The organism is Bosea sp. ANAM02 (assembly GCF_011764485.1).
Classification (GTDB): Bacteria; Pseudomonadota; Alphaproteobacteria; order Rhizobiales; family Beijerinckiaceae; genus Allobosea.
The window spans coordinates 3,604,282-3,626,603 of sequence record NZ_AP022848.1 but is presented as its reverse complement, the minus strand read 5'-3'; the positions used below and the strand labels follow the sequence as shown (position 1 = coordinate 3,626,603).

At 68.4% G+C, this 22,322-nt stretch carries 26 protein-coding genes; 19 read left to right on the top strand and 7 right to left on the bottom strand.

Annotated elements, in window-relative coordinates:
* The first annotated feature begins 79 nt into the window (after positions 1–79).
* Positions 80–349, top strand: coding sequence for a hypothetical protein (locus OCUBac02_RS17420; protein WP_173047398.1), 270 nt, complete (start codon positions 80–82; stop codon positions 347–349).
* Between the two features lie 62 nt (positions 350–411).
* On the opposite strand, the gene scpA is transcribed toward OCUBac02_RS17420, so the two are convergent.
* The 4 genes from scpA to OCUBac02_RS17400 form a co-directional block, all read right to left on the bottom strand.
* Positions 412–2,577: a methylmalonyl-CoA mutase gene (scpA, locus tag OCUBac02_RS17415; protein WP_173047396.1), complete on the bottom strand. Its 2,166-nt coding sequence runs from the start codon at positions 2,575–2,577 to the stop codon at positions 412–414.
* Entirely contained in the window at positions 2,574–3,398 is an 825-nt protein-coding gene (gene thiD, locus OCUBac02_RS17410) for a bifunctional hydroxymethylpyrimidine kinase/phosphomethylpyrimidine kinase (RefSeq protein WP_173047394.1), read from the bottom strand. The genes scpA and thiD overlap by 4 nt, the downstream gene beginning before the upstream one ends.
* 15 nt (positions 3,399–3,413) lie before the next feature.
* Entirely contained in the window at positions 3,414–5,387 is a 1,974-nt protein-coding gene (locus OCUBac02_RS17405; RefSeq protein ID WP_173047392.1) for a methylmalonyl-CoA mutase subunit beta, read from the bottom strand.
* A gap of 166 nt (positions 5,388–5,553) precedes the next feature.
* Complete coding sequence (locus tag OCUBac02_RS17400) at positions 5,554–5,940, bottom strand: DUF2267 domain-containing protein (RefSeq protein WP_047580352.1); 387 nt, start codon at positions 5,938–5,940, stop codon at positions 5,554–5,556.
* Positions 5,941–6,096: 156 nt separating this feature from the next.
* On the opposite strand from OCUBac02_RS17400, the gene OCUBac02_RS17395 reads away from it, so the two are divergent.
* The gene (locus OCUBac02_RS17395; protein WP_173047390.1) at positions 6,097–7,638 is read left to right on the top strand and encodes a helicase HerA-like domain-containing protein; all 1,542 of its coding nucleotides are present in this window, start codon (positions 6,097–6,099) and stop codon (positions 7,636–7,638) included.
* Between the two features lie 124 nt (positions 7,639–7,762).
* Here the strand turns inward: OCUBac02_RS17395 and OCUBac02_RS17390 are convergent, their stop codons facing one another.
* Positions 7,763–9,106 carry an Nramp family divalent metal transporter gene (locus tag OCUBac02_RS17390; RefSeq protein WP_173047388.1) on the bottom strand — a complete coding sequence of 448 codons (1,344 nt, stop codon included), beginning with the start codon at positions 9,104–9,106 and terminating at the stop codon, positions 7,763–7,765.
* A gap of 192 nt (positions 9,107–9,298) precedes the next feature.
* On the opposite strand from OCUBac02_RS17390, the gene OCUBac02_RS17385 reads away from it, so the two are divergent.
* From OCUBac02_RS17385 to OCUBac02_RS17345, 9 genes are all read left to right on the top strand, one after another.
* Complete coding sequence (locus OCUBac02_RS17385) at positions 9,299–10,681, top strand: M20/M25/M40 family metallo-hydrolase (RefSeq protein WP_047580177.1); 1,383 nt, start codon at positions 9,299–9,301, stop codon at positions 10,679–10,681.
* Complete coding sequence (locus tag OCUBac02_RS17380) at positions 10,678–11,259, top strand: LOG family protein (RefSeq protein WP_047580174.1); 582 nt, start codon at positions 10,678–10,680, stop codon at positions 11,257–11,259. The genes OCUBac02_RS17385 and OCUBac02_RS17380 overlap by 4 nt, the downstream gene beginning before the upstream one ends.
* 286 nt (positions 11,260–11,545) lie before the next feature.
* Positions 11,546–11,971, top strand: coding sequence for a hypothetical protein (locus tag OCUBac02_RS17375; RefSeq protein ID WP_156134781.1), 426 nt, complete (start codon positions 11,546–11,548; stop codon positions 11,969–11,971).
* Positions 11,949–13,211 carry a DNA-packaging protein gene (locus tag OCUBac02_RS17370; protein WP_173047386.1) on the top strand — a complete coding sequence of 421 codons (1,263 nt, stop codon included), beginning with the start codon at positions 11,949–11,951 and terminating at the stop codon, positions 13,209–13,211. The genes OCUBac02_RS17375 and OCUBac02_RS17370 overlap by 23 nt, the downstream gene beginning before the upstream one ends.
* A 206-nt stretch (positions 13,212–13,417) precedes the next feature.
* Positions 13,418–14,599: a phage portal protein gene (locus tag OCUBac02_RS17365; RefSeq protein ID WP_173047384.1), complete on the top strand. Its 1,182-nt coding sequence runs from the start codon at positions 13,418–13,420 to the stop codon at positions 14,597–14,599.
* On the top strand, positions 14,596–14,796 hold the full coding sequence (locus OCUBac02_RS17360) for a hypothetical protein (RefSeq protein ID WP_170843290.1): 201 nt from the start codon (positions 14,596–14,598) through the stop codon (positions 14,794–14,796). The genes OCUBac02_RS17365 and OCUBac02_RS17360 overlap by 4 nt, the downstream gene beginning before the upstream one ends.
* Positions 14,793–14,972, top strand: a complete 180-nt coding sequence (locus tag OCUBac02_RS17355) for a hypothetical protein (RefSeq protein ID WP_173047382.1) — start codon at positions 14,793–14,795, stop codon at positions 14,970–14,972. The genes OCUBac02_RS17360 and OCUBac02_RS17355 overlap by 4 nt, the downstream gene beginning before the upstream one ends.
* A complete protein-coding gene (locus tag OCUBac02_RS17350) occupies positions 14,969–15,478 on the top strand; it encodes an HK97 family phage prohead protease (protein WP_173047379.1) in 510 nt (169 codons plus the stop codon). The genes OCUBac02_RS17355 and OCUBac02_RS17350 overlap by 4 nt, the downstream gene beginning before the upstream one ends.
* Before the next feature lie 22 nt (positions 15,479–15,500).
* Positions 15,501–16,745, top strand: a complete 1,245-nt coding sequence (locus OCUBac02_RS17345; RefSeq protein ID WP_173047377.1) for a phage major capsid protein — start codon at positions 15,501–15,503, stop codon at positions 16,743–16,745.
* A gap of 131 nt (positions 16,746–16,876) precedes the next feature.
* Here OCUBac02_RS17345 and OCUBac02_RS17340 read toward each other — a convergent pair whose 3' ends face one another.
* A complete protein-coding gene (locus tag OCUBac02_RS17340) occupies positions 16,877–17,719 on the bottom strand; it encodes a S1 family peptidase (protein ID WP_173047375.1) in 843 nt (280 codons plus the stop codon).
* 63 nt (positions 17,720–17,782) lie between these two features.
* Entirely contained in the window at positions 17,783–18,562 is a 780-nt protein-coding gene (locus OCUBac02_RS17335; RefSeq protein WP_173047373.1) for a S1 family peptidase, read from the bottom strand.
* 116 nt (positions 18,563–18,678) lie between these two features.
* Between OCUBac02_RS17335 and OCUBac02_RS17330 the strand changes: the two genes are divergently transcribed.
* The 8 genes from OCUBac02_RS17330 to OCUBac02_RS17300 all read left to right on the top strand — a co-directional run bounded on the left by OCUBac02_RS17330 (position 18,679) and on the right by OCUBac02_RS17300 (position 22,322).
* Complete coding sequence (locus OCUBac02_RS17330) at positions 18,679–19,248, top strand: head-tail connector protein (RefSeq protein ID WP_173047371.1); 570 nt, start codon at positions 18,679–18,681, stop codon at positions 19,246–19,248.
* 2 nt (positions 19,249–19,250) lie between these two features.
* Positions 19,251–19,586, top strand: a complete 336-nt coding sequence (locus OCUBac02_RS17325) for a phage head closure protein (RefSeq protein WP_173047369.1) — start codon at positions 19,251–19,253, stop codon at positions 19,584–19,586.
* Entirely contained in the window at positions 19,583–19,993 is a 411-nt protein-coding gene (locus OCUBac02_RS17320; protein ID WP_173047368.1) for a DUF3168 domain-containing protein, read from the top strand. The genes OCUBac02_RS17325 and OCUBac02_RS17320 overlap by 4 nt, the downstream gene beginning before the upstream one ends.
* Positions 19,994–20,074: 81 nt before the next feature.
* Positions 20,075–20,485, top strand: a complete 411-nt coding sequence (locus tag OCUBac02_RS17315) for a phage major tail protein, TP901-1 family (RefSeq protein WP_047576756.1) — start codon at positions 20,075–20,077, stop codon at positions 20,483–20,485.
* Positions 20,486–20,496: 11 nt separating this feature from the next.
* On the top strand, positions 20,497–20,841 hold the full coding sequence (locus OCUBac02_RS27370) for a gene transfer agent family protein (RefSeq protein WP_244638970.1): 345 nt from the start codon (positions 20,497–20,499) through the stop codon (positions 20,839–20,841).
* Positions 20,814–21,038: a phage tail assembly chaperone gene (locus OCUBac02_RS27365; RefSeq protein WP_348521657.1), complete on the top strand. Its 225-nt coding sequence runs from the start codon at positions 20,814–20,816 to the stop codon at positions 21,036–21,038. Before OCUBac02_RS27370 ends, OCUBac02_RS27365 begins: the two co-directional genes overlap by 28 nt.
* Positions 21,039–21,074: 36 nt before the next feature.
* Complete coding sequence (locus tag OCUBac02_RS17305) at positions 21,075–21,671, top strand: phage tail tape measure protein (RefSeq protein WP_173047364.1); 597 nt, start codon at positions 21,075–21,077, stop codon at positions 21,669–21,671.
* Between the two features lie 12 nt (positions 21,672–21,683).
* The gene (locus OCUBac02_RS17300; protein WP_047579551.1) at positions 21,684–22,322 is read left to right on the top strand and encodes a DUF2460 domain-containing protein; all 639 of its coding nucleotides are present in this window, start codon (positions 21,684–21,686) and stop codon (positions 22,320–22,322) included.

Here is a 22,322-nt window from a genome sequence, read left to right as displayed (position 1 = left end):
CCTCAAAACCCGTTCAGGCACGCCATGCGAATGTCCGATCCGTGGCAGGGCAATCCCTGCCGGAACAGGACATGAGACCATGTTTGGCAATCGCGCCCGGATCGGCTTGGCAGCGCTCGCGCTCGGCGGGGCCGTTCTCACGGCTTCGGCCTTCGCCGGGACGGGCGAAGCTCAGGCCTTCGGCGGCTATGAGCGCTCCTATGATCGTTCGTCCTACGGCTATGGCTGGCGCCCGGCGCCGCCTGCCGTCCACGGCTTCTGGGGCCAGCGCCGCTGGCATCGCTATTCCGACGGTTACGGCATGCGGCCGCCTCCGCCGCGCTACGGCTATGGTTACAGCTGGCGGTAAGTGTCGCCACGTCGGTCGTGACCATGGGGCGGGCGCTGCCGGCTGGCAGCGCCCGCCTTCTTTTATTCCGCAGCCGTCCGCTGGGCGTAGCCGAGGCGCTCGTTCAGTTCCTGCAGCAGCTTCTCTGCGGCGTCGGCAATGACTGTGCCGGGCGGGAAGATCGCCGAGGCGCCGGCCTCGATCAGCGCGTCGAAATCTTGCGGCGGGATGACGCCGCCGACCACGATCATGATGTCGGGGCGGCCGGCCTTGGCGAGCGCCGCCTTCAACTCCGGCACCAGCGTGAGGTGGCCTGCCGCCAGCGACGAGACGCCGACGATATGGACGTCGTTCTCGACCGCCTGCCGCGCCGCCTCGTCCGGCGTCGCGAAGAGCGGGCCGATATCGACGTCGAAGCCGAGATCGGCGAAGGCCGAGGCGATGACCTTCTGGCCGCGGTCGTGCCCATCCTGCCCCATCTTGGCGACGAGGATGCGCGGGCGGCGTCCATCGGCTTCCTCGAAGGCCTCGCACATCAACTGGACGCGCGTGACGGCTGGGTTCATCTCGCCGACCTCCCGCTTGTAGACGCCCGAGATCGCCTTGATCTCGGCCCGGTGGCGCCCGAAAACCTTCTCCATCGCCAGCGAAATCTCGCCGACGGTAGCCTTGGCGCGGGCGGCCTTGACCGCAAGATCGAGCAGGTTGCCGTTGCCGGCCGCACCATTGGTCAGCGCCGTCAGCGCCGACTGCACCTCGGTTTCGCTGCGCTCGGCCTTGAGCCTCTTCAGCTTGTCGAGCTGCTGGGCGCGCACGGCGGCATTATCGACCTTGAGCACGTCGATCGTCGCCTCGTTGTCCGGCTTGTAGCAGTTGACGCCGATGATCGCCTGTTGGCCGCCATCGATGCGCGCCTGCGTCTTGGCCGCGGCTTCCTCGATGCGCAGCTTCGGGATGCCGGCCTCGATCGCCTTGGCCATGCCGCCGAGCTTCTCGACCTCCTGGATATGGCCCCAGGCCTTCTCGGCCAGTTCCGCGGTCAATCGCTCGACATAATAGGAGCCGCCCCAGGGGTCGATGATCCGGGTCGTGCCGCTCTCCTGCTGCAGCAGGATCTGGGTGTTGCGGGCGATGCGGGCCGAGAAATCGGTCGGCAGCGCCAGTGCCTCGTCGAGGGCGTTGGTGTGCAGCGACTGGGTATGCCCCTGCGTCGCCGCCATCGCCTCGATCATGGTGCGCGGCACGTTGTTGAACACGTCCTGAGCCGTCAGCGACCAGCCGGAGGTCTGGCAATGCGTGCGCAGGGGCAGGGATTTCTCGTTCTGGGCCCCGAAATCCTTGACCAGCTTCGCCCAGATCAGGCGAGCCGCGCGCATCTTGGCGACTTCCATGAAGAAGTTCATGCCGATCGCCCAGAAGAAGGACAGGCGCGGCGCGAAGACATCGACGCTCAACCCCGCGCGCTGGCCGGCGCGGATATATTCGACGCCGTCGGCGAGCGTGTAGCCGAGCTCGAGGTCCTGTGTCGCCCCGGCCTCCTGCATGTGATAGCCGGAGATCGAGATCGAGTTGAACTTCGGCATGTTCGCCGAGGTGAAAGCGAAGATGTCGCCGATGATCCGCATCGAGGGCGTGGGCGGGTAGATATAGGTGTTGCGGACCATGAACTCCTTGAGGATGTCGTTCTGGATGGTCCCCGAGAGCTTGGCCTGCGGCACGCCCTGTTCTTCCGCCGCGACGATGTAGAGCGCCAGCACCGGCAGGACGGCGCCATTCATCGTCATCGACACGCTCATCTGGTCGAGCGGGATGCCGGAGAACAGCGTGCGCATGTCGTAGATCGAATCGATCGCGACGCCGGCCATGCCGACATCGCCGGCGACGCGGGGGTGGTCGGAATCGTAGCCGCGATGGGTCGCGAGATCGAAGGCGACCGAGAGGCCCTTCTGGCCGGCGGCGAGGTTGCGCCGATAGAAGGCGTTCGAATCCTCGGCCGTGGAGAAGCCGGCATATTGCCGGATCGTCCAGGGCTGGTTGACATACATCGTCGGGTAGGGGCCGCGCAGATAGGGCGCGATGCCGGGCAGCGTCTCGACGAAGGGAAGGCCGTCACGGTCAGTCGCCGTGTAGACAGGCTTGACCGGGATATCCTCGGGCGTCTGCCAGGCTTCGCCCGTTGGCAAAGCGCCGGCTGCGGACCGAGCCCCAGCCGCAAAGGCGAGCTTCGTGAAATCCGGGATCGCGGTCATGACTGGCTCCCGTCGGTCCTGTCCCACCAATGGTGGAAATGATGCACCGGTCCGTGGCCGTGGCCAACCTCAACCTGGTCGGCGGCGGCGATGGCAGCCGAGATATAGCTCTTGGCGTGGCCGACCGCCTCCGGCAGCGCCAGTTCCTTGGCGAGATTGGCGGCGATGGCGGAGGACAATGTGCAGCCCGTGCCGTGCGTATTGCGTGTCGCCAGGCGCGGCGCATTGAAGCGCTGGCGTGCGCCACCCGCGAGCAGGAGGAGGTCGCTGCTGACCTCGCCGGTGCCGTGCCCGCCCTTGATCAGCACATTGGCTGCGCCGAGCGCGGCGAGCTTCTCGGCCTGCGCGTCCATCGCCTGATCGGTCTCGGCCATGCTCGTGCCGAGCAGGGCGGCAGCTTCCGGCAGGTTCGGCGTGATCAGCGTCGCGAGCGGGAAGAGATGCGTGCGGATCGCCTCGACGGCCGCCGTTTCGAGCAGTCGGGCGCCGGAGGCGGCGATCATGACGGGGTCGAGCACGATGTTCTTCGCGCCGTGACGCTTCAGCCCGGCTGCGACGGTCTCGATCAGCTCGGCCGTCGCCAGCATGCCGATCTTGACCGCATTGACGTCGAGATCCTCGAAGACGGCGTCTATCTGCCGGGCGACGAAATCGCGCGGCACGGCATGGATGGCGCTGACGCCCTTCGTGTTCTGCGCGGTCAGCGCGACGATGACGCTGGCGCCGTAGACCTGATGCGCCGCGAAGGTCTTGAGATCGGCCTGGATGCCGGCGCCGCCGCTCGAATCCGAACCGGCGATGGTGAGGGCGATGGCAGTCAAACTCTTCGTCTCCGGTCAGGCGATTGCGATCGCCTGCGCTTGCGCGAGCGTCTCGACGACGTCGCAGCCAATATAGATGAACGTGGCGACGCCCGCCTTGTTCAAGACTTCGGTCTCGGCCGGCCGGCCGGCAAGCCAGACTGTTGCGCCGGCCTTGACGAGCGCCTCGGCTGCGGCTGAGCCTTCGGCGGCATAGGCGATATCCGAGCCGCACAGGCAGGCGAGCTTCGCGCCCGAGGCGCGGAAGGCGCCGACGAGCGCATCGAGATCGGTGGCCCCGTCCCTGGCGAAGCCGTCGCCGCTGGGCGCCGCGAGACCGCCGGCCTCGAACAGGTTGCGGGCGAAGCCGGCGCGGGCCGTGAAATCGGCGATCGGGCCGAGAGTCGCCAGGAACACGACCGGGCGCTGCGGCTGGGCATCGGCCTTGTCGCGCAAGGCCTCGAACGCCTCCGCCAGCCGGAGCGAGGGCAGAGGCTCGGCGCGCAGGCCGGTGGCGGGGGCAGCCAGCGCATCGGCCCGGCCGGCGCCGCCGACGAAGGAACGGATGATCTCGCCCTGATTGCGCTCGGCGAGGCTGCCCTGCACGCGCTTGCCGTCGAGCCTGACCGGCGCGATGGCGAGCACCTTCGCCGTTTCCTCGCGGATATTCGGGAACTCGCTGGTGCCGGTGATCGGTTCGCGGCGCGTCGCCACGGCCTTGGCGCGGGCGGCGCGCTGCCCGGCGAGCGCTTTCTGGAAATGGCCGTCGACCAGAGAGGCAACGACGCCGCTGAGATCGCCGCTGCGCTGGCGTTCGATCTCCTGGAAGGCCTGCCAGCCCTGCTCGCAGAGCGTCTGCGTCAGTGTCTCGAAGCCGCCGGCGCCGGCGGCGGGATCGGCGACGCGCCAGAGATTGCTCTCTTCGAGCAGGATGAGCTGGGTGTTGCGCGCGACGCGGCGTGCAAAGACGTCAGGCAGGCCGAGCGCGGCGGTGAAGGGCTGGATGGCGATCGAATCGGCGCCGCCGACTCCGGCTGCGAAGGCCGCCACGGTGCCGCGCAGCAAATTGACGTTGGGATCTCGCTTCGTCAGCGAGCGCCAGGCCGTCTCGGCATGGAGACGGGCCGGCTTCGGCGTGAGACCGCAAGCCTGCTGGATGCGGTTCCAGAGCAGGCGCGCGGCGCGCAACTTCGCCACCGTCAGGAACTCGTCGGTATCCGCGACCAGCGTGAAGGCGAGCGCATCGCGCGCTTCCGACAGCGATAGGCCCTGCGCTTCGAGCGCACGCAGATAGGCGACCGCCGTGGCGAGCACCGCGCCGAGCTCCTGCGCCTCGCTCGCGCCGGCCTCGTGATAGGGGCGGCTGTCGACCTCGATGAAGGGGCCGGCGAAGCCGCGTTCCTTCAGCGTGCGGATCGTCGCCGCGAGCCTGCGTCCGAGTTCGGGCCAGGGCGCCGCCAGCGAGCCCCGGCCTGCGAAGACGCCGATCGGATCGAGACCGAACGAAACCGAGACTTCGCTTGCCGCATGGCCGCGCTTCTCGATCAAGGCCGCCAGCAGCAGGGCGTTGATGCGGCCCTGAGGGGCGGGCTCGAGACGTAGGCGGATCAGGTCCAACATCACGCCGTCAAGCGCGGCGTCGAGCGTTGCCACGTCATCGGCGACGAGGCCGTAGCCGCGTGCCGCCAACGCCCCGGCAAAGCTGATCGTCAGCGTGTCGGCGCCGCCCTCGAGATCGGCGAGGGCGAACGCACGCGCTTCGTCCGGCCGCGGATGGTCGAGACGGGCGGCGACGTGCCAGCGGCCGGCCTCCGCACGCAGGGCGCGTGCAGGCGTCGAAGCGGCAGGGTAGAGCGGCTCGATGCGGATGCCGTCGGCGGTGCGGCCCACAAGCTTCTTCTCGAAATCGGCGCCCTTCAGCACCTTGTCCACCGCCGCGCGCCACGCGTCATGCGACGGCGCCGCGAAAGCGTCGAGATAGGGCAGGTCGGATGGGGCAGCCGAGTTCATGCGCGCCGATGCTCCTCTTCCGCACAATGTGCAGCCGTGGAGCGCTGATTGCCATGGGTGCGCGCGCACCGCCATCCCTACTTCGTCGCAAGACGGGTGCGGGAATGCAAAAACGCCGCAGCGCTATCCTGAGACGGTGCCGCGGCGTTCAAGAATGCAACCGGGATCAGACGAACTGGCCGAGGCCCGGGATCGCGCCGACGATGGCGCCCATCGCGTCCTCTCCGGCCTTCTCGCGGCCGACGGCGAACATTTCCTTCGAGACGCTCTGGATCTGGCCCATCGAGAGGCCGGCGCCCATGAGCTGGCCGCCGAGCGCCATCACGCCGCCGCCACCGCCCATCAGGCCGCCGATCGCGCCGAGCATGCCGCCCTTTGCGCCGCCTTCGGCATCGGCCAGCGCCTGCGCGCCCGGCAGGGCCGCCATCAACTGGCCGATCTCGGCGGGCGGCCCTTCCTTCTGCAGGAAGGCGAGGATGATGCCGACCGCCTTGCGGGCGAGCTCTTCGTTGATGCCGGCAACCGCAGCCACGCGCGTAAGCAACTCTTCCATGGACTTTGAACCCCTCGCCAAACGGCTTCGCCACGAAGCCTTCGAAAAATAGTTTACATGTTTACGATCTGATTTCCAACGGCCTGGGCTTCCGCCTTCTGCGTCGTTTGGTTACACCCTCCACCCAGGTTCTGGGAAATCTCATAGGCGGACGTGATGGCGGATGACGGCGCGATTCTGATCGGCAAGAGCGGCAAGCCTGAAAACCTCCTGCTCAAGCTCGCCAATCGCCATGGGCTGGTGACCGGCGCGACCGGCACCGGCAAGACCGTGACGCTCCAGGTGATGGCCGAGGGCTTCGCTCGCAACGGCGTCCCGGTCTTCGCGGCCGACATCAAGGGCGATCTCTCCGGCATCGTCGCGCCCGGCGATTCCAAGCCGCCCTTCGTCAACCGGGCCAAGGAGCTCGGTCTCAAATACGAGCCGGACCAGTTCACCACCGTCTTCTGGGACGTGTTCGGCGAGCAGGGGCACCCGGTTCGCGCCACGATCTCCGAGATGGGGCCGCTGCTGCTCGCCCGCCTGCTCGACCTCAACGATACGCAGGAAGGCGTGCTCAACATCGCCTTCCGCATCGCCGACGAGCAGAAGCTGCTGCTGCTCGACCTCAAGGACCTGCGCGCGATCCTGACCTTCATCGCAGAGAATGCAAAGGATCTGACGACGAAATACGGCAACGTCAGCGCGACAACGGTCGGAACCATCCAGCGCGCCCTGCTCGTGCTGGAGAACCAGAAGGGCGATCTCTTCTTCGGCGAGCCGGCGCTCGATATCAACGACCTGATGAAGACGGATCGCGACGGCCGCGGCATCGTCAACATCCTCGCCGCCGACAAGCTGATGAACAATCCGCGGCTTTACGCCACCTTCCTGCTCTGGCTGCTCTCGGAGCTGTTCGAGCAGTTGCCGGAGGTTGGCGATCTCGACAAACCAAAGCTCGTCTTCTTCTTCGACGAGGCGCATCTGCTGTTCAACGGTGCGCCGAAGGCGCTGCTGACAGCGGTCGAGCAGGTCGTGCGCCTGATCCGCTCGAAGGGCGTCGGCGTCTATTTCGTCACGCAGAACCCGCTCGACATTCCCGATACGGTGCTGGCCCAGCTCGGCAACCGCGTTCAGCACGCGCTGCGTGCTTTCACGCCGCGCGACCAGAAGGCGGTGCGCGCCGCCGCCGAGACCTTTCGCCAGAACCCGAAGATCAAGACCGAGGAGGCGATCAGCCAGCTCGCCGTCGGCGAGGCGCTGGTCTCGATGCTCGAAGGCAAGGGCTCGCCGGAAATGGTCGAGCGCGCCCTGATCGCGCCGCCGATGGCGCAGGTCGGCCCCTGCTCGCCGCAGCAGCGCCAGCAGGCGATCAACGCCTCGCCCGAGAAGGGCAAATACGAGACCATGGTCGATCGCGAGTCGGCCTATGAGATCCTGATGGCGCGCAAGAACCTCAATCCGGACGGTTCCCCGGTCGAGGCTTCGGCGGATGGCGGGGGCGGCGGCATCCTCGACACGATCGGCGGCTGGCTCGGCGGCGGTACTCCCCAGCAGCGCCCGAAGACGGGACCGGGCTCGCGCGGCGGCCCGCTGCCGCAGAGCATGGCCGAGAAGATCATCACCTCGGCCGCCCGCTCGGCCGCGACCTCGATCGGCCGGCAGGTTGGAACGGCGATCCTGCGGGGAATTCTGGGGTCGATGTCCGGGAAGCGCTGAGAGCTTTCCGTCATGGTCGCGCTTGTCCCGACCATCCACGTCTTCGCGTTTCGAGGGCGTGGGTCAAGACGTGGATGCTCGCCACAAGGGCGAGCATGACGCCTGTTGGCACGCGCTACCATCCTCACGCCCCCGTGGCGAAATCGATGATCAGCTTGAGGTTCAGCACGATGATGATCGCGGCGATGATGGCTGCGGTCAGACTGAGCCAGCGCGGGGCGACGAGCGCGCCCATCTTCTGCTTCGAGGCCGTGAACATCACCAGCGGCACGACCGCGAAGGGCAATTGCAGGCTGAGCACGACCTGGCTGAGGATCAGCAGCTTGGCGGTCTGGCTCTCGCCGTAGATCAGCGTCACGGCGATCGCCGGCACAATCGCAACGAGGCGCGTCACCAGCCGCCGCATCCAGGCGGGGAGGCGGATACGCAGGAAGCCCTCCATCACGATCTGCCCGGCCATGGTCGCGGTCACCGTCGAGTTCAGGCCGCAGCAGAGCAGGGCGATGGCGAAGAGCGAGGGCGCGATCGAGGCGCCGAGCAGCGGCTGAAGCAGCTCCTGCGCCTTGCCGAGCTCGGCGACATCGGTATGGCCCGCCTTGTGGAAGGTGGCTGCGGCCAGGATCAGGATCGATGCGTTGATGAGAAGCGCGAAGCAGAGCGCGACGGTGGAATCGATCGTCGCGTATTTCAGCGCTTCGCGCTTTTCCGGCAGCGTCTCGCCATAGGCCCGGGTCTGCACGATGCCTGAGTGCAAATAGAGGTTATGCGGCATCACCGTCGCGCCGATGATGCCGAGCGCGATATAAAGCATGTTCGGGTTGGTCACGATCTCCGTCGTCGGCGCGAAGCCGCGGATGACCTCGCCCCAGTTCGGGTCGGCCAGCGCGATCTGGATGCCGAAGCACAGCGCGATCACGCCGAGCAGCGTGATGATGAAGGCCTCGATCCAGCGGAAGCCGCGCGTCTGCAGCCAGAGGATCACGAAGACGTCGAAGGCGGTGATCAGCACGCCGATCTCGAGCGGGATGCCGAAGAGCAGGTTGAGGCCGATCGCGGTGCCGATCACCTCGGCGAGATCGGTTGCGCAGATCGCGAGTTCGGCCAACAGCCAGAGCGGGAAGGCCATGTAGGGCGGATAGGCGTCCCGGCAGGCCTGGGCGAGGTCGCGGCCGGAGGCGATGGCGAGCCGCGCGCAAAGCGATTGCAGGATGATCGCCATCAGGTTCGAGACCAGCGCGACGACGAGCAGCGTGTAGCCGTACTGGGCGCCGCCGGCGAGCGACGTCGCCCAGTTGCCGGGATCCATATAGCCGACGGCGACGAGATAACCCGGCCCGAAGAAGGCGAGGAACTTGCGCCAGTTCGAGGAGGTCGGCGTCACCTTGATGGTGCGGAAGACATCCGTCAGGGACGGTTCGCCCCGCGATCGAAGCCAGATCGACGAGGATTCGGGGGCGCCTTGCGACATGAAAATGCCTTGCTGCAACTTGGTTGCAATAAGGGCTATCGGTGCGCCGCAGTGTTGTCAACGTAATTGCAAATGGTTGGCAACTAGGGGTGGCCGGGGAGGGAGAGCCTGCCCGTCATGCGCGAATAGAGGCTGACGCACCGGGCGGGGCTTGCCATGATGATGTCACCTGAATCGCATCCGATGGCCGCCATGACCAAGCTCCCCGCCATTCTCGCCCGTCTCGACGATGGGCTCGACGCCTCGCTCGACCGCCTCTCCGCCTGGCTCGAAATCCCCTCGATCGGCACCGATCCGGCCTTCAATGCGCAGACGCGCGCCGCGGCCGAATGGCTGCGGGCCGATCTGGAAGGCCTCGGCTTCAAGGCGGAACTGCGCGAAACCGGTGGGCATCCCGTCGTCCTCGCCCATCGTCCGAAACCCGGCGCGCCGCATGCGCTCTTCTACGGCCATTACGATGTCCAGCCGGTCGATCCCGTCAGCCTCTGGGAAACCGACCCGTTCAAGCCGGTCGTCCGCGAGCTGGAGCCCGGCCGCAGGATCATCTCGGCGCGTGGCGCCTGCGACGACAAGGGCCAGGTGATGACCTTCATCGAGGCGGTGCGCGCGACGCTGGCCGAAACCGGCGACCTGCCCATCGGCCTGACCATCCTCGTCGAGGGCGAGGAGGAGTCCGGCTCGGTCAACCTGCCGGGCTATATCAAGGCCAATGCCGCGGAGCTGAAGGCCGATTACGCGCTGGTCTGCGACACCGGCATGTGGGACCGCGAGACGCCGCTGATCACCTCGACCCTGCGCGGCATGGTCTATCAGGAGGTCACGCTGACGGCGGCCGACCGCGACCTGCATTCCGGCCTGTTCGGCGGTGCGGCTGCGAACCCGATCCATCTCCTCGCTCGTATTCTCGGCGAGATCCATGACGAGACCGGCCGCATCACCATTCCCGGCTTCTACGAGGGCGTGCATGAGCCGACCAATGCCCAGAAGGCGGAATGGGCCGATCTCAACCTGACCGAGAAGGAATTCCTTGGTCAGGTCGGCTTGAAGCACTCCATCGGCGAGAAGGGCCGGATGCTGATCGAGCAGATCCAGTCGCGCCCGACCTGCGACGTCAACGGTATCTGGGGCGGCTATACCGGCGAGGGCAGCAAGACGGTCATTCCGGGCCAGGCCTCGGCCAAGGTCTCGTTCCGCCTCGTCGGCGACCAGGACCCGGCGAAGATCGCCGCAGCCTTCCACCAGTTCATCCGCGAGCGCCTGCCGGAGGATGTGACGGCTGAGTTCATCAGCCATTCCGGCTCGCCGGCGCTGGCGGTGCCGGTGGATTCGCCCGTGCTTCAGAAGGCGCGCGGCGCGCTTGCCGATGAATGGGGCGGGCGCGTCGTCTCGATCGGCAGCGGCGGCTCGATCCCCGTCGGCGGCGATTTCAAGCGCACGCTCGGCATCGACACGCTCTTCGTCGGCTTCGGCCTCGATGACGACCGGGTCCATTCGCCCAACGAGAAATACGACCTGTCCTCCTTCCACAAGGGCCAGCGCTCTTGGGCCCGTATCCTGCAGGCTCTCGGTTCATGAGGTCGGTTTGCGTCTTCTGCGGTTCCAATCCCGGCAATGAGCCCGTCTACGCGGCGGGCGCCCGCGCCATGGGCGCCGAGATCGCCCGGCGCGGCCTGACGCTGGTCTATGGCGGCGGCGCGGTCGGCCTGATGGGCATCGTCGCCAACGCTGCGATGGAGGCCGGCGGCGAGGTGCACGGTGTCATCCCGAAGGCGCTGAAGGACAAGGAGGTCGGCCATGTCGGGCTGACCCGGCTTGAGGTCGTCGACACCATGCACACCCGCAAGGCGCGCATGGCCGAGCTTTCGGACGGTTTCATCGCCATGCCAGGCGGCATCGGCACCTTCGAGGAACTGTTCGAGATCTGGACCTGGGGCCAGCTCGGCATCCACGCCAAGCCGCTTGGCCTGCTCAATGTCGCCGGCTTCTACGATCCGCTGGCAACTTTCCTCGACCGCACCGTCGAGGCGGGCTTCCTGAAGCAGAACCACCGGGCGATGGCGATGACCGATACCGAGCCGGCGACGCTGCTCGACCGGATGCAGGCTTATGTTCCGGCCGCGACCTATAAATGGATCGAGAAGGAGCAGGTTTGAGCAAAGGTCTCAGCCCTCATCCTGAGGAGCCGTGTCAGCGGCGTCTCGAAGGATGTTCCAGATAATTCCGGAGCCTCCTGAAACATCCTTCGAGACGCGCCTTACGGCGCTCCTCAGGATGAGGGCTGGGTGCTGGGCGAGCGCCGGCGAGTTGATGGAGGTTGATGCCCCTCAAGGTTGTAGGAATTTTGTCCTTGACATCGTGACGCTGATCCGGTAGAGATCGGGAACGCTCACGAAATATGCCCGAACGAAGCCGCCGCGCTCTCCAGCCGGCGGCTTTTTCGTGCCTGTCATCGGGAAGGACGCGATGGCCGAAGAGGACGAGACCACGCCGCAGCCGGCCGCCGGGCCGAAGTCGAAACGCAAAGCGATCTCCCGCAAGGCGGTGGTGGGGCAGCTCTGGCGCGCCGCCAAGCGCCAGATCGACACCCATGAGGAGCACCTCGCCGACCTGCCGAAGGGCACGACCGCAAGCGAGGCCGACGCCAAGGCGCTCGCCGTGCTCGCCCGCACCGTACGCGAGCTGGTCGCGATCGAGGAGCCCCCGGCCACGAGGAAGGACAAGCGCTCGGATGACCCTTCCGCTGCCGACGATTTGCGACATGTCGCACAGCTCCGTCAGGATCTTGCTCGACGTCTTGAGGCCCTTGTCGCTCAGGACGCGCGTGAGAATCCTCAGGAAGCTGATGCCGACGGCGACGGCGGATGATGTCGAGATCATTCGCTCCACTTGGAGTATCTGGGCGCGCCCGGATCAATTGCCGCCCGACCCGCTGAAGCCGATCTGGCTGGTGCTGGGCGGGCGCGGCGCCGGCAAGACCCGCACCGGGGCCGAATGGGTCAAGGGCATGGCGCTGGGTCATCCGCCCTATGCCGATATGCCGATCGAACGGATCGCCCTCGTCGGCGAGACGCAGGCGCAGGTTCGCGACGTCATGATCGAGGGCGTCTCCGGATTGCTCTCGATCCATACCCGCGGGGAGCGGCCGATCTGGCAGCCCTCGCTGCGCCGCCTGCAATGGTCGACTGGCGCGATCGCGCAGGTCTTCACCGCCGAAGACCCGGAAGGATTGCGCGGCCCGCAATTCGGCGCCGCCTGGTCCGATGAACTGGCCAAGTGGCCGAACCTTCAGGAGAGCTGGGACATGCTGCAATTCGGCTTGCGCCTCGGCGACCATCCCCGCCAGGTCGTGACGACGACTCCCCGTCCGCTGCCATTGGTGAAGCGCCTGCTGGTCGAGCCGCATGTCGCGGTGAGCCGGGCGCGGACGCAGGACAACCGCTACAATCTCGCGGCCGAATTCGTCCGCACGGTCACGCAGACCTATGGCGGGACGCGGCTCGGCCGGCAGGAACTCGACGGCGAGATCGTCGAGGAAAGCCCGGACGCGCTCTGGACGCGGGCGATGATCGAGGCGACCCGCGAACGTGAGAAGCCGGCGCTCGCCCGGATCGCGGTCGCGGTCGATCCGCCCGCCACCTCCTCGCAGCGGGCCGACCGCTGCGGGCTCGTCGTCGCCGGCGTCGACCATGACGGCATCGGCCATGTGCTGGAGGACGCGACCTTGGCCGGCGCCCGCCCGCAGGAATGGGCGGAAAGGGCGGTCGCGCTCTATCGCCGCCACGAAGCGGATGTGCTGGTCGTCGAGGTCAACCAGGGCGGCGAGATGGTCGAAAGTATCATCCGCGAGGTCGATGCCGGCGTGCCTGTCGTCGCCGTGCGGGCGACTCGTGGCAAATATCTTCGGGCCGAGCCGGTCGCCGCGCTCTATGCGCAGGGCCGGGTGCGCCATGCCGGGGCCTTTCCCGAACTCGAAGACGAGATGTGCGCCTTCGGGCCGCGCGGGCTCGAAACGGGGCGCTCGCCCGACCGACTCGATGCGCTCGTCTGGGCGTTGACCCATCTGATGCTGGCACCGAAGGCCCGGCCGCGGGTGAGGGGGATGTAGTCCCACTGGCTGTCATCCCGGACAAGCGGCGAAGCCGCGCCGATCCGGGATCCATTCCGAAGCGCTTCCGGCAAAGGTTCAGGCATGGATCCCGGGTCTGCGCTTCGCTTCGCCCGGGATGACGGCGCGATGGGTGGTCAAAGATCAGTCTGGAGACGCTCGGGTTCAGGCCCGGGCACGACAGCACTTAGAAAAGCGAGACATCCATGTTCGATTTTCTTCGCAGCCTGCGCGGCCGTGCCGCGCCGGACCAGAAGCGCTCGCGCGTCGGGCCGCTGATCGCGCTGCACGAGGCCGGGCGCGCCGTCTGGACGCCGCGCGACTATGTCGCGCTCTCGCGGGAGGGCTATGAGCGCAACCCGGTCGTGCATCGCTGCATCCGCCTGATCGCGGAGGCGGCGGCGCAGACGCCGCTCGTCGCCAAGATCGGTGCCCGTGAGATGCCGGAGCATCCGGCGCTCGCCCTGATCGAGCGGCCGAACCCGCGCCAGGGCGGCATCGCCTTCCGCGAGATGCTGGTCGGGCATCTGCTCGTGGCCGGCAATGCCTATGTCGAGGCGGTGAGCACCGGCCGCGAGCCGCGCGAGCTCTATGCGCTCCGGCCCGACCGTATGCGCGTCGTACCCGGCCGCGACGGCTGGCCCGAGGCCTATGATTACACGGTCGGTGGCGACACGGTGCGCTTCCGGCAGGACGAGGGCGGCCTGCCGCCGATCCTGCACCTGACGCTGTTCCACCCCGTCGACGACCATTACGGCCTGTCGCCGATCGAGCCGGCAGCGGTGTCGCTCGACATCCACAATGCAGCGGGGAGCTGGCACAAGGCCTTGCTCGACAACGCCGCGCGCCCCTCCGGAGCCCTGGTCTATGACGGGCCGGAAGGCGCGACGCTGACCGAGGCGCAGTTCGAGCGGCTCAAGCAGGAACTGGAGGACTCGTTCCAGGGTGCCCGCAATGCCGGCCGCCCGCTGCTGCTCGAAGGCGGGCTGGACTGGAAGCCGCTCTCGCTGACGCCGGCGGAGCTCGATTTCGTCGCCGCCAAGGGCGTCGCAGCCCGCGAGATCGCGCTCGCCTTCGGCGTGCCGCCGCTGCTGCTCGGGCTGCCCGGCGACAACACCCATGCCAATTTCGCCGAGGCCAATCGTGCGCTCTGGCGCCAGACCGTCATTCCGCTGGTGCGGCGCACCTCGCAGTCGCTGGCGCAATGGCTCGGCCCGGCCTTCGGCGACGAACTCACCCTGGAACCCGATCTCGATGCGATCGAGGCGCTGGCCGACGAGCGGGAATCGCTCTGGCGCCGGCTCGGCGCTGCGACCTTCCTCGACGAGGACGAGAAGCGCGAGGCCGTCGGCTACGGCCGGCGCGCCTCCGGGAAGGAGACCTCATGAACATGCTCGAACAGGTCGTCGCGGCCTTCGTCGGCCGTGCCGATGTCGGCCATCTCGGCCTGCTGCTCTGGGCCGCGAGCGCCTCGGGACTGGCCTGGCTCGTCCTGCGCGAGCTGACCGCCGCCAATCGCCGCTTCGACGATTTCGTCCGCGAGCTCAACCGCTTCAACGCACGCCACGAGGGGGACCCGTCATGAAAGGCAGAAACGGCACGGCCAAGCCGCCGCCCAAGGCGCCCATGCCAGCCCGTGCCGGGAGGGCGTCGCGCGGCGGCGCGCCGGTCGAGACCTTCAGCCGCTTCGTCAGCCAGCTCGCGAAGCTCGAGACCGGGCGGACGAAGGGTGGCCGGGACGGCACGGAGGGCGAGCGATGAGGCGACCGAGCCCGGCCCGCGCCTCGTTCGAATCCAAGCTGCTGCCACTCCAGCCGGCCCGGATCGGACTGGACGGCGTCTTCGAGGGCTATGCCAGCCTGTTCCGTATTCCCGATCTCGGCAAGGATATCGTCGAGCCCGGCGCCTTCCGCGAGAGCCTGCAAAGGCGCGGGCCGGGCGGTGTGAAGATGCTCTGGCAGCATGATCCGGCCGAGCCGATCGGCCGCTGGTCGAGCCTCACCGAGGATAGCCGTGGCCTGTTCGTGCGCGGCCGGCTGTCGCTGGCTGTCGCCCGGGCCCGCGAGATCCATGCGCTGATGCTCGACGGTGCGATCGACGGACTCTCGATCGGCTTTCGCCATGAGAAAGCCCGTACCGAACCGCGAACCGGCCTGCGTCGGCTCGAACGCATCGATCTCTGGGAGGTCTCGGTCGTGACCTTCCCGATGCTGCCCCAGGCCCGGATCGCCGCCGTCAAGGCGACGCGGCCGCCAGCCTTCATCTGACCATCACCCCCGAGGAGAGACCATGAGCCATCTCAACACCGTGCCAGAGACCAAGGCCGCCGGCGGCGATCTCGCGCTGGCTTTCGAGGATCTGTGCTACACGCTCGAAAACTACCGTGCCACCAACGAGGAGCGCCTCGCGGGGCTCGAGGCGCGCCAGGGCGTCGACCCGCTGACCGAGGAGAAGCTCGTCCGCATGGATGCGGCGCTCGACGACACCATGCGCCGCATCGACCGGCTCACGCTGGAGCGCGCCCGCCCGGCGCTCGGCCATGACGGCCCGCGCGATCCGCTGACGGCTGAGCACAAGGCGGCCTTCGCTTCCTATGTCCGTACCGGCGAGGCCGGCGGGCTGAAGCGGCTGGAGGCCAAGGCGCTCTCCGCCGGCTCGGGCCCGGATGGCGGCTACCTCGCGCCGGCCACCGTCGAGGGCGAGATCCTGCGCCGCCTGGCCAATGTCTCGCCGATCCGCGCGCTCGCCACGGTCCGCACGATCTCGTCCGGCACCTATAAGAAAGCGTTCTCGACCACCGGCCCGGCCTCCGGCTGGGTGGCGGAGACGGCGGCGCGGCCGCAGGGTGCGTCGCCGACTCTGGCCGAACTCTCCTTCCCGGCCATGGAGCTCTACGCCATGCCGGCGGCGACCCAGACCCTGCTCGACGACGCCATCGTCGATATCGACCAGTGGATCGCCGAGGAGGTCGAAAGCGCCTTCGCCGAGCAGGAGGGCGCGGCCTTCGTGAATGGTGACGGCGTCGACAAGCCGAAGGGGTTCCTGGCCTATCCGACGGTCGCCGACGCGAGCTGGAGCTGGGGCAATGTCGGTGTGCTCAACACCGGTGTGGCCGGCGCCTTTCCGGCCTCGAACCCTTCCGACGTGCTGGTCGATCTCGTCTACGCGCTGAAGGCCGGCTATCGCCAGAACGCTTCCTTCGTGATGAACCGGAAGACGCAAGGAGCGATCCGCAAGTTCAAGGACTCGACGGGCAACTATCTCTGGCAGCCCCCTGCCTCGGCCGGCGCACCGGCGACCTTGCTCGGCTTCCCGCTCGTCGAGGCGGAGGATATGCCGAATATCGCCAACAATGCGGTCTCGATCGCCTTCGGCGACTTCCGCCGCGGCTATCTCGTCGTCGACCGGGCGGGCGTCCGCATCCTGCGCGATCCCTATTCCGCCAAGCCCTATGTGCTGTTCTACACGACCAAGCGCGTCGGCGGCGGCGTCCAGGACTTCGCCGCGATCAAGGGACTCAAGTTCGCGGTCTGAGTCGTCGGCCGCGCGGTCTCGGTCATGGTCGGGCTTGTCCCGACCATCCACGTCTTCGCCTTTCGAGGGGTGGCGGCAATACTTGGATGCTCGCCACAGGGGCGAGCATGACGGCCCGGTTCGCTGAAGAATCAGCGCGAGAACCACCAGCTGAAGGCGGCGCGCGGCTCGGCCGCCTGCTCCGGCGGCGCTTCGCCGCCGAGCGCGAGCAGCCGCGCGCTGCCCTGGGCGATCCAGCCGCGATAGTCGCTGATGGGCGTGATCGCCGTGAAGCCGCCGCAGATCCGCTTCGCCCGCGTCCTCAGCGGGCCGCTCGACCAGCTGACGATGCCGACGAGGTCGCGCGAGCGGGCGTCGCCCCGCATCACCGGCCCGCCGGAATCGCCGCGACAGGCACCGGCGCCCGGCGTCTCGCCGCGGTTCTCGGCATCGACGGCGACCTTGACCGTGTTCTGGGTCGTGTAGTTGCCGGCATTGACGAGCTGGGTCTCGCGCAGGCGCCGGGCCGTGCGCTTGTTGTTCTCCGACGACAACCCGTAGCCGGCCATGGTGACGGTCTCGCCCTGCCAGAGGCCGCTGCCGAGCATCAACGGTTCGATATCGCGGGGCAGCGGGCGCGCCAGGCGCAACAGCGCAAGATCAGTGCCGGGCTGCGTCCGCGGCGTCGTGCCGGGCACGAAGCTCGGATGCGGCAGCACGGCGACGACCTGCTGGCGGCGCGCCCGGAAGCGCGTGTCGAGGCTGACGACGCTGATGGAGCCGCCACCCATCAGGCAATGGGCCGCGGTCAGCACGATCTCGGGCGCGATCACCGCGCCCGAACAGAGCTCGCCGCGGCTCGTCTCGACCCGCACGGTCGAGGCGCGGGCGCCGAGCTTGTCGCGCGAATCGACGCCGCCGACCACGGCGAGCGCCGGATGAGCGGCGCCGGCGGCCAGGAAACAGGCAAGGGCGAGCGACGAGCGAGAGAGCATGAAACGAACCAGTGGACCGGCCAACCAATCTAGGGAGTGGCGCGCCACAGTCCAGCCCTTCCCTCAGCGGTCGCGCGTCCAGTGCGCGCTTTCGCCCCATCTCGACAAGGTGGAATCGATCCAGCCGCGTTGCGGCGCGACGAGAACACCCTGGCTGAGCAGGCCGCATTGGCGTCCGGAAGGGCCGGTCGACCAGCTCGTGATCGCGACAATTCCTGTGTCGCCGAAGATCGGGCCTCCTGAATCGCCCTGGCAGGCGCCGGCTCCGGGGCGCTTGCCACCGCCGGCACTGTCGGCCGCCCAGAGCAGGATGCGGCCGGGCCCGTAAGGCTCGACGGTTTTCAGCGCCGCCGAGCGGTAGATGCCCATGCTGCGCGCCTCGCCCTCGCGGGAGACGCCGTAGCCGGCAAGCGTGATGTCGCTGCCGGCGCGCGGCAGCGCGCCATCGACGAGCATCGCCGCGCTGAACCGGCGGGGCAGGGGCTCGGCCAGGCGGATCAGGGCAAGATCGATCGTGCGGCGCCGGCTGCGGATGGCACCGGCGTCGAATTCCGGATGCAACGCGACGGAAGCTGGCACGATCAGGACCGGCTCTCCGGCTTCCCGCCAGTGAATCCGGAGTTCGGTGCCTCCGGCGGCGCAATGAGCCGCGGTCAGAATGGCGCGCGGCGACAGGACGATGCCGGTGCAGACCCCGCCGCGGGCGTTGAGCACCATCAATGTCGAGCCAGCGGCCGGCCCGCCTTCCTGCCCGGCAACGACGGCTCCCACCGGCAGGCTCCCGAAGCTCGCTACTGCGGCGAAAGCGAGGCCGATGGCGACGATCCGGTTGGCGATGCGCATCGGGCGCTCCTCTTCGAGAGATCGCTCAATAGCGCGCCCGGCGCCGCAGATGAACCCTCTTCGGCCGCGGCCTCGCGGTCGAACCTCATGCAATCGAACGAATGAAGGGAGCGCCCATGACGCCGCTTGCCCTGGGTCCGCCGACGATGGAGCCGGTGACGCTCACCGAAGCGCGCCAGTTCCTGCGCCTCGACCAGACCGACGAGGACGCCTTGCTCACCACCTTGATCACCGCTGCAAGGCTGATGATCGAGGCGGCATCCGGCCGCTGCCTGATCGAGCAGCCCTGGCGCATCGTGCTCGATCGCTGGCCGGCGGGCGGTGAGATCCGCCTGCCGCTCTCGCCGTTGCTGCGGATCGACGCGGCGCGCGTCTATGACGTGCTCGGTTCCGCCCAGGTCGTCGCGGCTGCGTCCCTGACCCTGGACAAGGCAGCCGATCCGCCGGTTATCCGCCTGACAGGCGAGCTGCCGGAGATCGGCCGCGTCCACGGCGCGATCGAGATCGACGTCGCCGCCGGCTATGGCGCGACCGCTGCCGCCGTGCCGGCGCCGTTGCGGCAGGCGGTGCTGCGCCTCGCCGCCCGCTGGTTCGAGCAGCGCGGCGATGTCGCCGGCCGCGATGCGCAAGCCCTGCCGGTGGCGATCGCTGCGCTGGTCGCGCCGTTCCGCCGCGGGAGGCTGTGAGCATGGCGCAGGAATCGTCCGCCATCGGTCGGATGCGGCGCCGGCTCGTGCTGGAAGCGCCGGTCGCGTCGCCGGACGGGCTCGGCGGCGCGACGCAGGTCTTCGAGGCCGTCGCCGCGCTCTGGGCCCAGGTCGAGTGGATCTCCGGTACGGAAGCCTGGCGTCAGGGCCGGCCGGAGCAGTCGCGCAGCTACCGCATCACCATGCGCTGGCGTGGCGATGTCGATGCCGGCCGGCGCCTGCGCGACGGCGATCGCCTGTTCGACATTCGCTCCGCCGCCGACCCCGACGGCGCTCGCCGGCGTCTGATCTGCCTCGCCGAGGAGGTGACGCCATGAGCGATGCCATTCTGGCCCTTCGCGCTGCCGTTCAGGCACGTCTTGTCGCGAATGCCGCGCTGACCACGTTGATCGGCCCCGATCGCGTTTTCGACGAAGCGCCACGCGCGGCGCGCGGGTTCTATGTCGTCCATGGCGAGGTCGAGGCGCGCGACTGGTCGACCGGCAGCGACCGGGGTTGCGAGCAGGAATTCGCGCTCGTCGTCTGGGCTGCACAGAGCAGTTCGTCTCGGCAGGCGCTGGAGGCGGCGGGCCTGATCGTCTCGGCGCTCGACCAGGTCGATCTCGCCCTGGACGGGCATGCGCTGGTCAATCTGCGCTGGCTGTCGAGCCGGCTCGCCCGCGAGGCGCGCAACGGATTGCCGCAAGTGACGGTCCGCTTCCGTGCCGCCACCGAAACGCTTTAGGGCCTTGTTTTATCGCATTTTCTTCAAGCGAACCGGTTCCCACTTCGCTTGAAAATGCTTCAGATTCAAAGGAGAAGCCGCATGGCGGCACAAAAGGGCAAGGACCTGCTGCTCAAGGCAGGGGATGGTGCCGGCGGCTTCGTCACGGTCGCCGGCCTGAGGGCGCGCCAGATCGCCTTCAACGCCGAGACCGTCGACGTGACGCATTCGGAATCGGCCGGGCGCTGGCGCGAACTGCTGGCGGGCGCCGGCGTGCGCCGTGCCAGCATCAGCGGCTCCGGCATATTCAAGGACGAGGCCTCCGACGCGCTCGTGCGCCAGAGCTTCTTCGACGGGGTGATCCGTGACTGGCAGATCGTCGTGCCGGATTTCGGCACGATCTCGGGCCCGTTTCAGCTCACGGGGCTGGAATATCGCGGCGACCATGCCGGCGAGGTCACCTTCGACCTGTCGCTGGAATCGGCCGGCCCGCTCGCCTTTGCGGCGCTCTGAGGAGGGCGGTCATGGTCAATCGTCATCGCGGCGAGACCGCGCTCATGGTCTCCGGCGAAACCCTGCCGATGCGCCTGACCCTCGGCGCGCTCGCCGAGCTCGAGCATGCCTTCGCCGTCGACAGCCTCCCGGCACTGGGCGAGCGCTTCGTCGAGGGCAGGCTCTCCGCCCGCGACATCATCCGCATCATCGCCGCGGGCTTGCGCGGCGCGGGCAGGGCGATCCGCGACGAGGATGTCGCCGAGCTTTCCTTCGATGGCGGCCTCAGCGGAGCGATCAAGGCTGCGATCGCGCTGCTCGAGGCGACCTTCGGCGAGGGTGGGGACGCATCCCGCCCTCCGCAGCCGCCGGCATAGGCGCGCCGGCGGGCTTTCCCTGGGACGAGGTGATGGCCTTCGGGCTCGGCCGGTTGGCCTGGCCGCCCGAGCGCTTCTGGGCCGCGACGCCGCGCGAGATCGCGGCGGCATTGCGGGCCTATCAGGACCGGTCCCGTGCTTCTGCGCCGGAGCGCCCGGCGCTGGCTGCGCTGATGGCCGCCTTTCCCGACGCCTGAGACGGCCATTCCAACCAAACCAACGAGGTGACGGTCATGACGGATGATGACGGTATCGAGTCGGGAGGGCGCCTCTCCGATCTCAGGGCGATGGACAGGCTGACACAGTCGCTGAGCCGGTCCTCGGAGAGCTTCGGCAAGTCGATCGTCAATGCCTTTTCGCGCGGGGTCGTCGAGGGCAAGCGCTTCGAGGACGTGCTGCGCAGCGTCGGCCGCTCGATGACCGACAGCCTGCTCAAGACGGCGCTGAAGCCGCTCCAGACCGGCCTGTCGAGCCTGCTGAGCACGGGCATCAAGGGCCTGACGGGTCTATTCGGCGGCATCGGCCTGGGCGGTTCCGGCGGCACCGTGCCGATTGCGCCCTTCGCCGAGGGCGGCATCGTCGCTTCGCCCTCCTATTTCCCGACCGGGCGCGGGCTCGGCCTGATGGGCGAGCGCGGGGCCGAGGCGATCATGCCGCTCGCTCGCGGGCCGGATGGGCGCCTCGGCGTACGCGCCGGCAGTGGGCAGGGGCGCCCGCTCAACGTCGTCGTGCAGGTCTCGACCCCCGATGCCGACAGCTTCCGCCGCTCGGAGGCGCAGGTCTCCGCGGCGATCGCCCGTGCCGTCGCGCGCGGCCGGCGCGCGCTCTGAGGAAGGGGTAGCATGCCGGATTTCCATGAGGTCCGCTTCCCGCTCGATGTCGCGCGCGGCGCGCGCGGTGGGCCGGAACGCCAGACCCAGATCGTGACGCTCGCCTCCGGGCGCGAGGTCCGCAACAGCCGCTGGGCCCATTCGCGCCGCCGCTATGATGCCGGGCTCGGCATCCGCACGCTCGATGCGCTCGCCGCCGTGGTGAGCTTCTTCGAGGAACGGCGCGGCCGGCTCCACGGCTTCCGCTGGCGCGACCAGCTCGACTGGAAGAGCGGCCCGCCCTCGCAGGAGCCGGCGGCGACTGACCAGGTCATCGGGGTCGGCGACGGTGTCGCCTCCGTCTTCCAGCTCTGCAAGGCCTACGGGGCAGGCGCCTCCGCCTATAGCCGCGAGATCACCAAGCCCTGTGCCGGCACGGTGCGGATCGCCATGGATGGCGTCGAACTCGCGGGAAGCGCCTTCTCCTGCAATTTGTCGACGGGACAGGTCACCATCGCGGCCGGATCGATCCCACCGCTCGGCGCCGTCCTCACCGCCGGCTTCGCCTTCGACGTGCCCGTCCGCTTCGACACGGACGCCATCGAGGTCGATCTCTCCGCCTTCGCGGCCGGCGAGATCCCGCGCGTTCCCGTGGTCGAGATTATTCCCTGA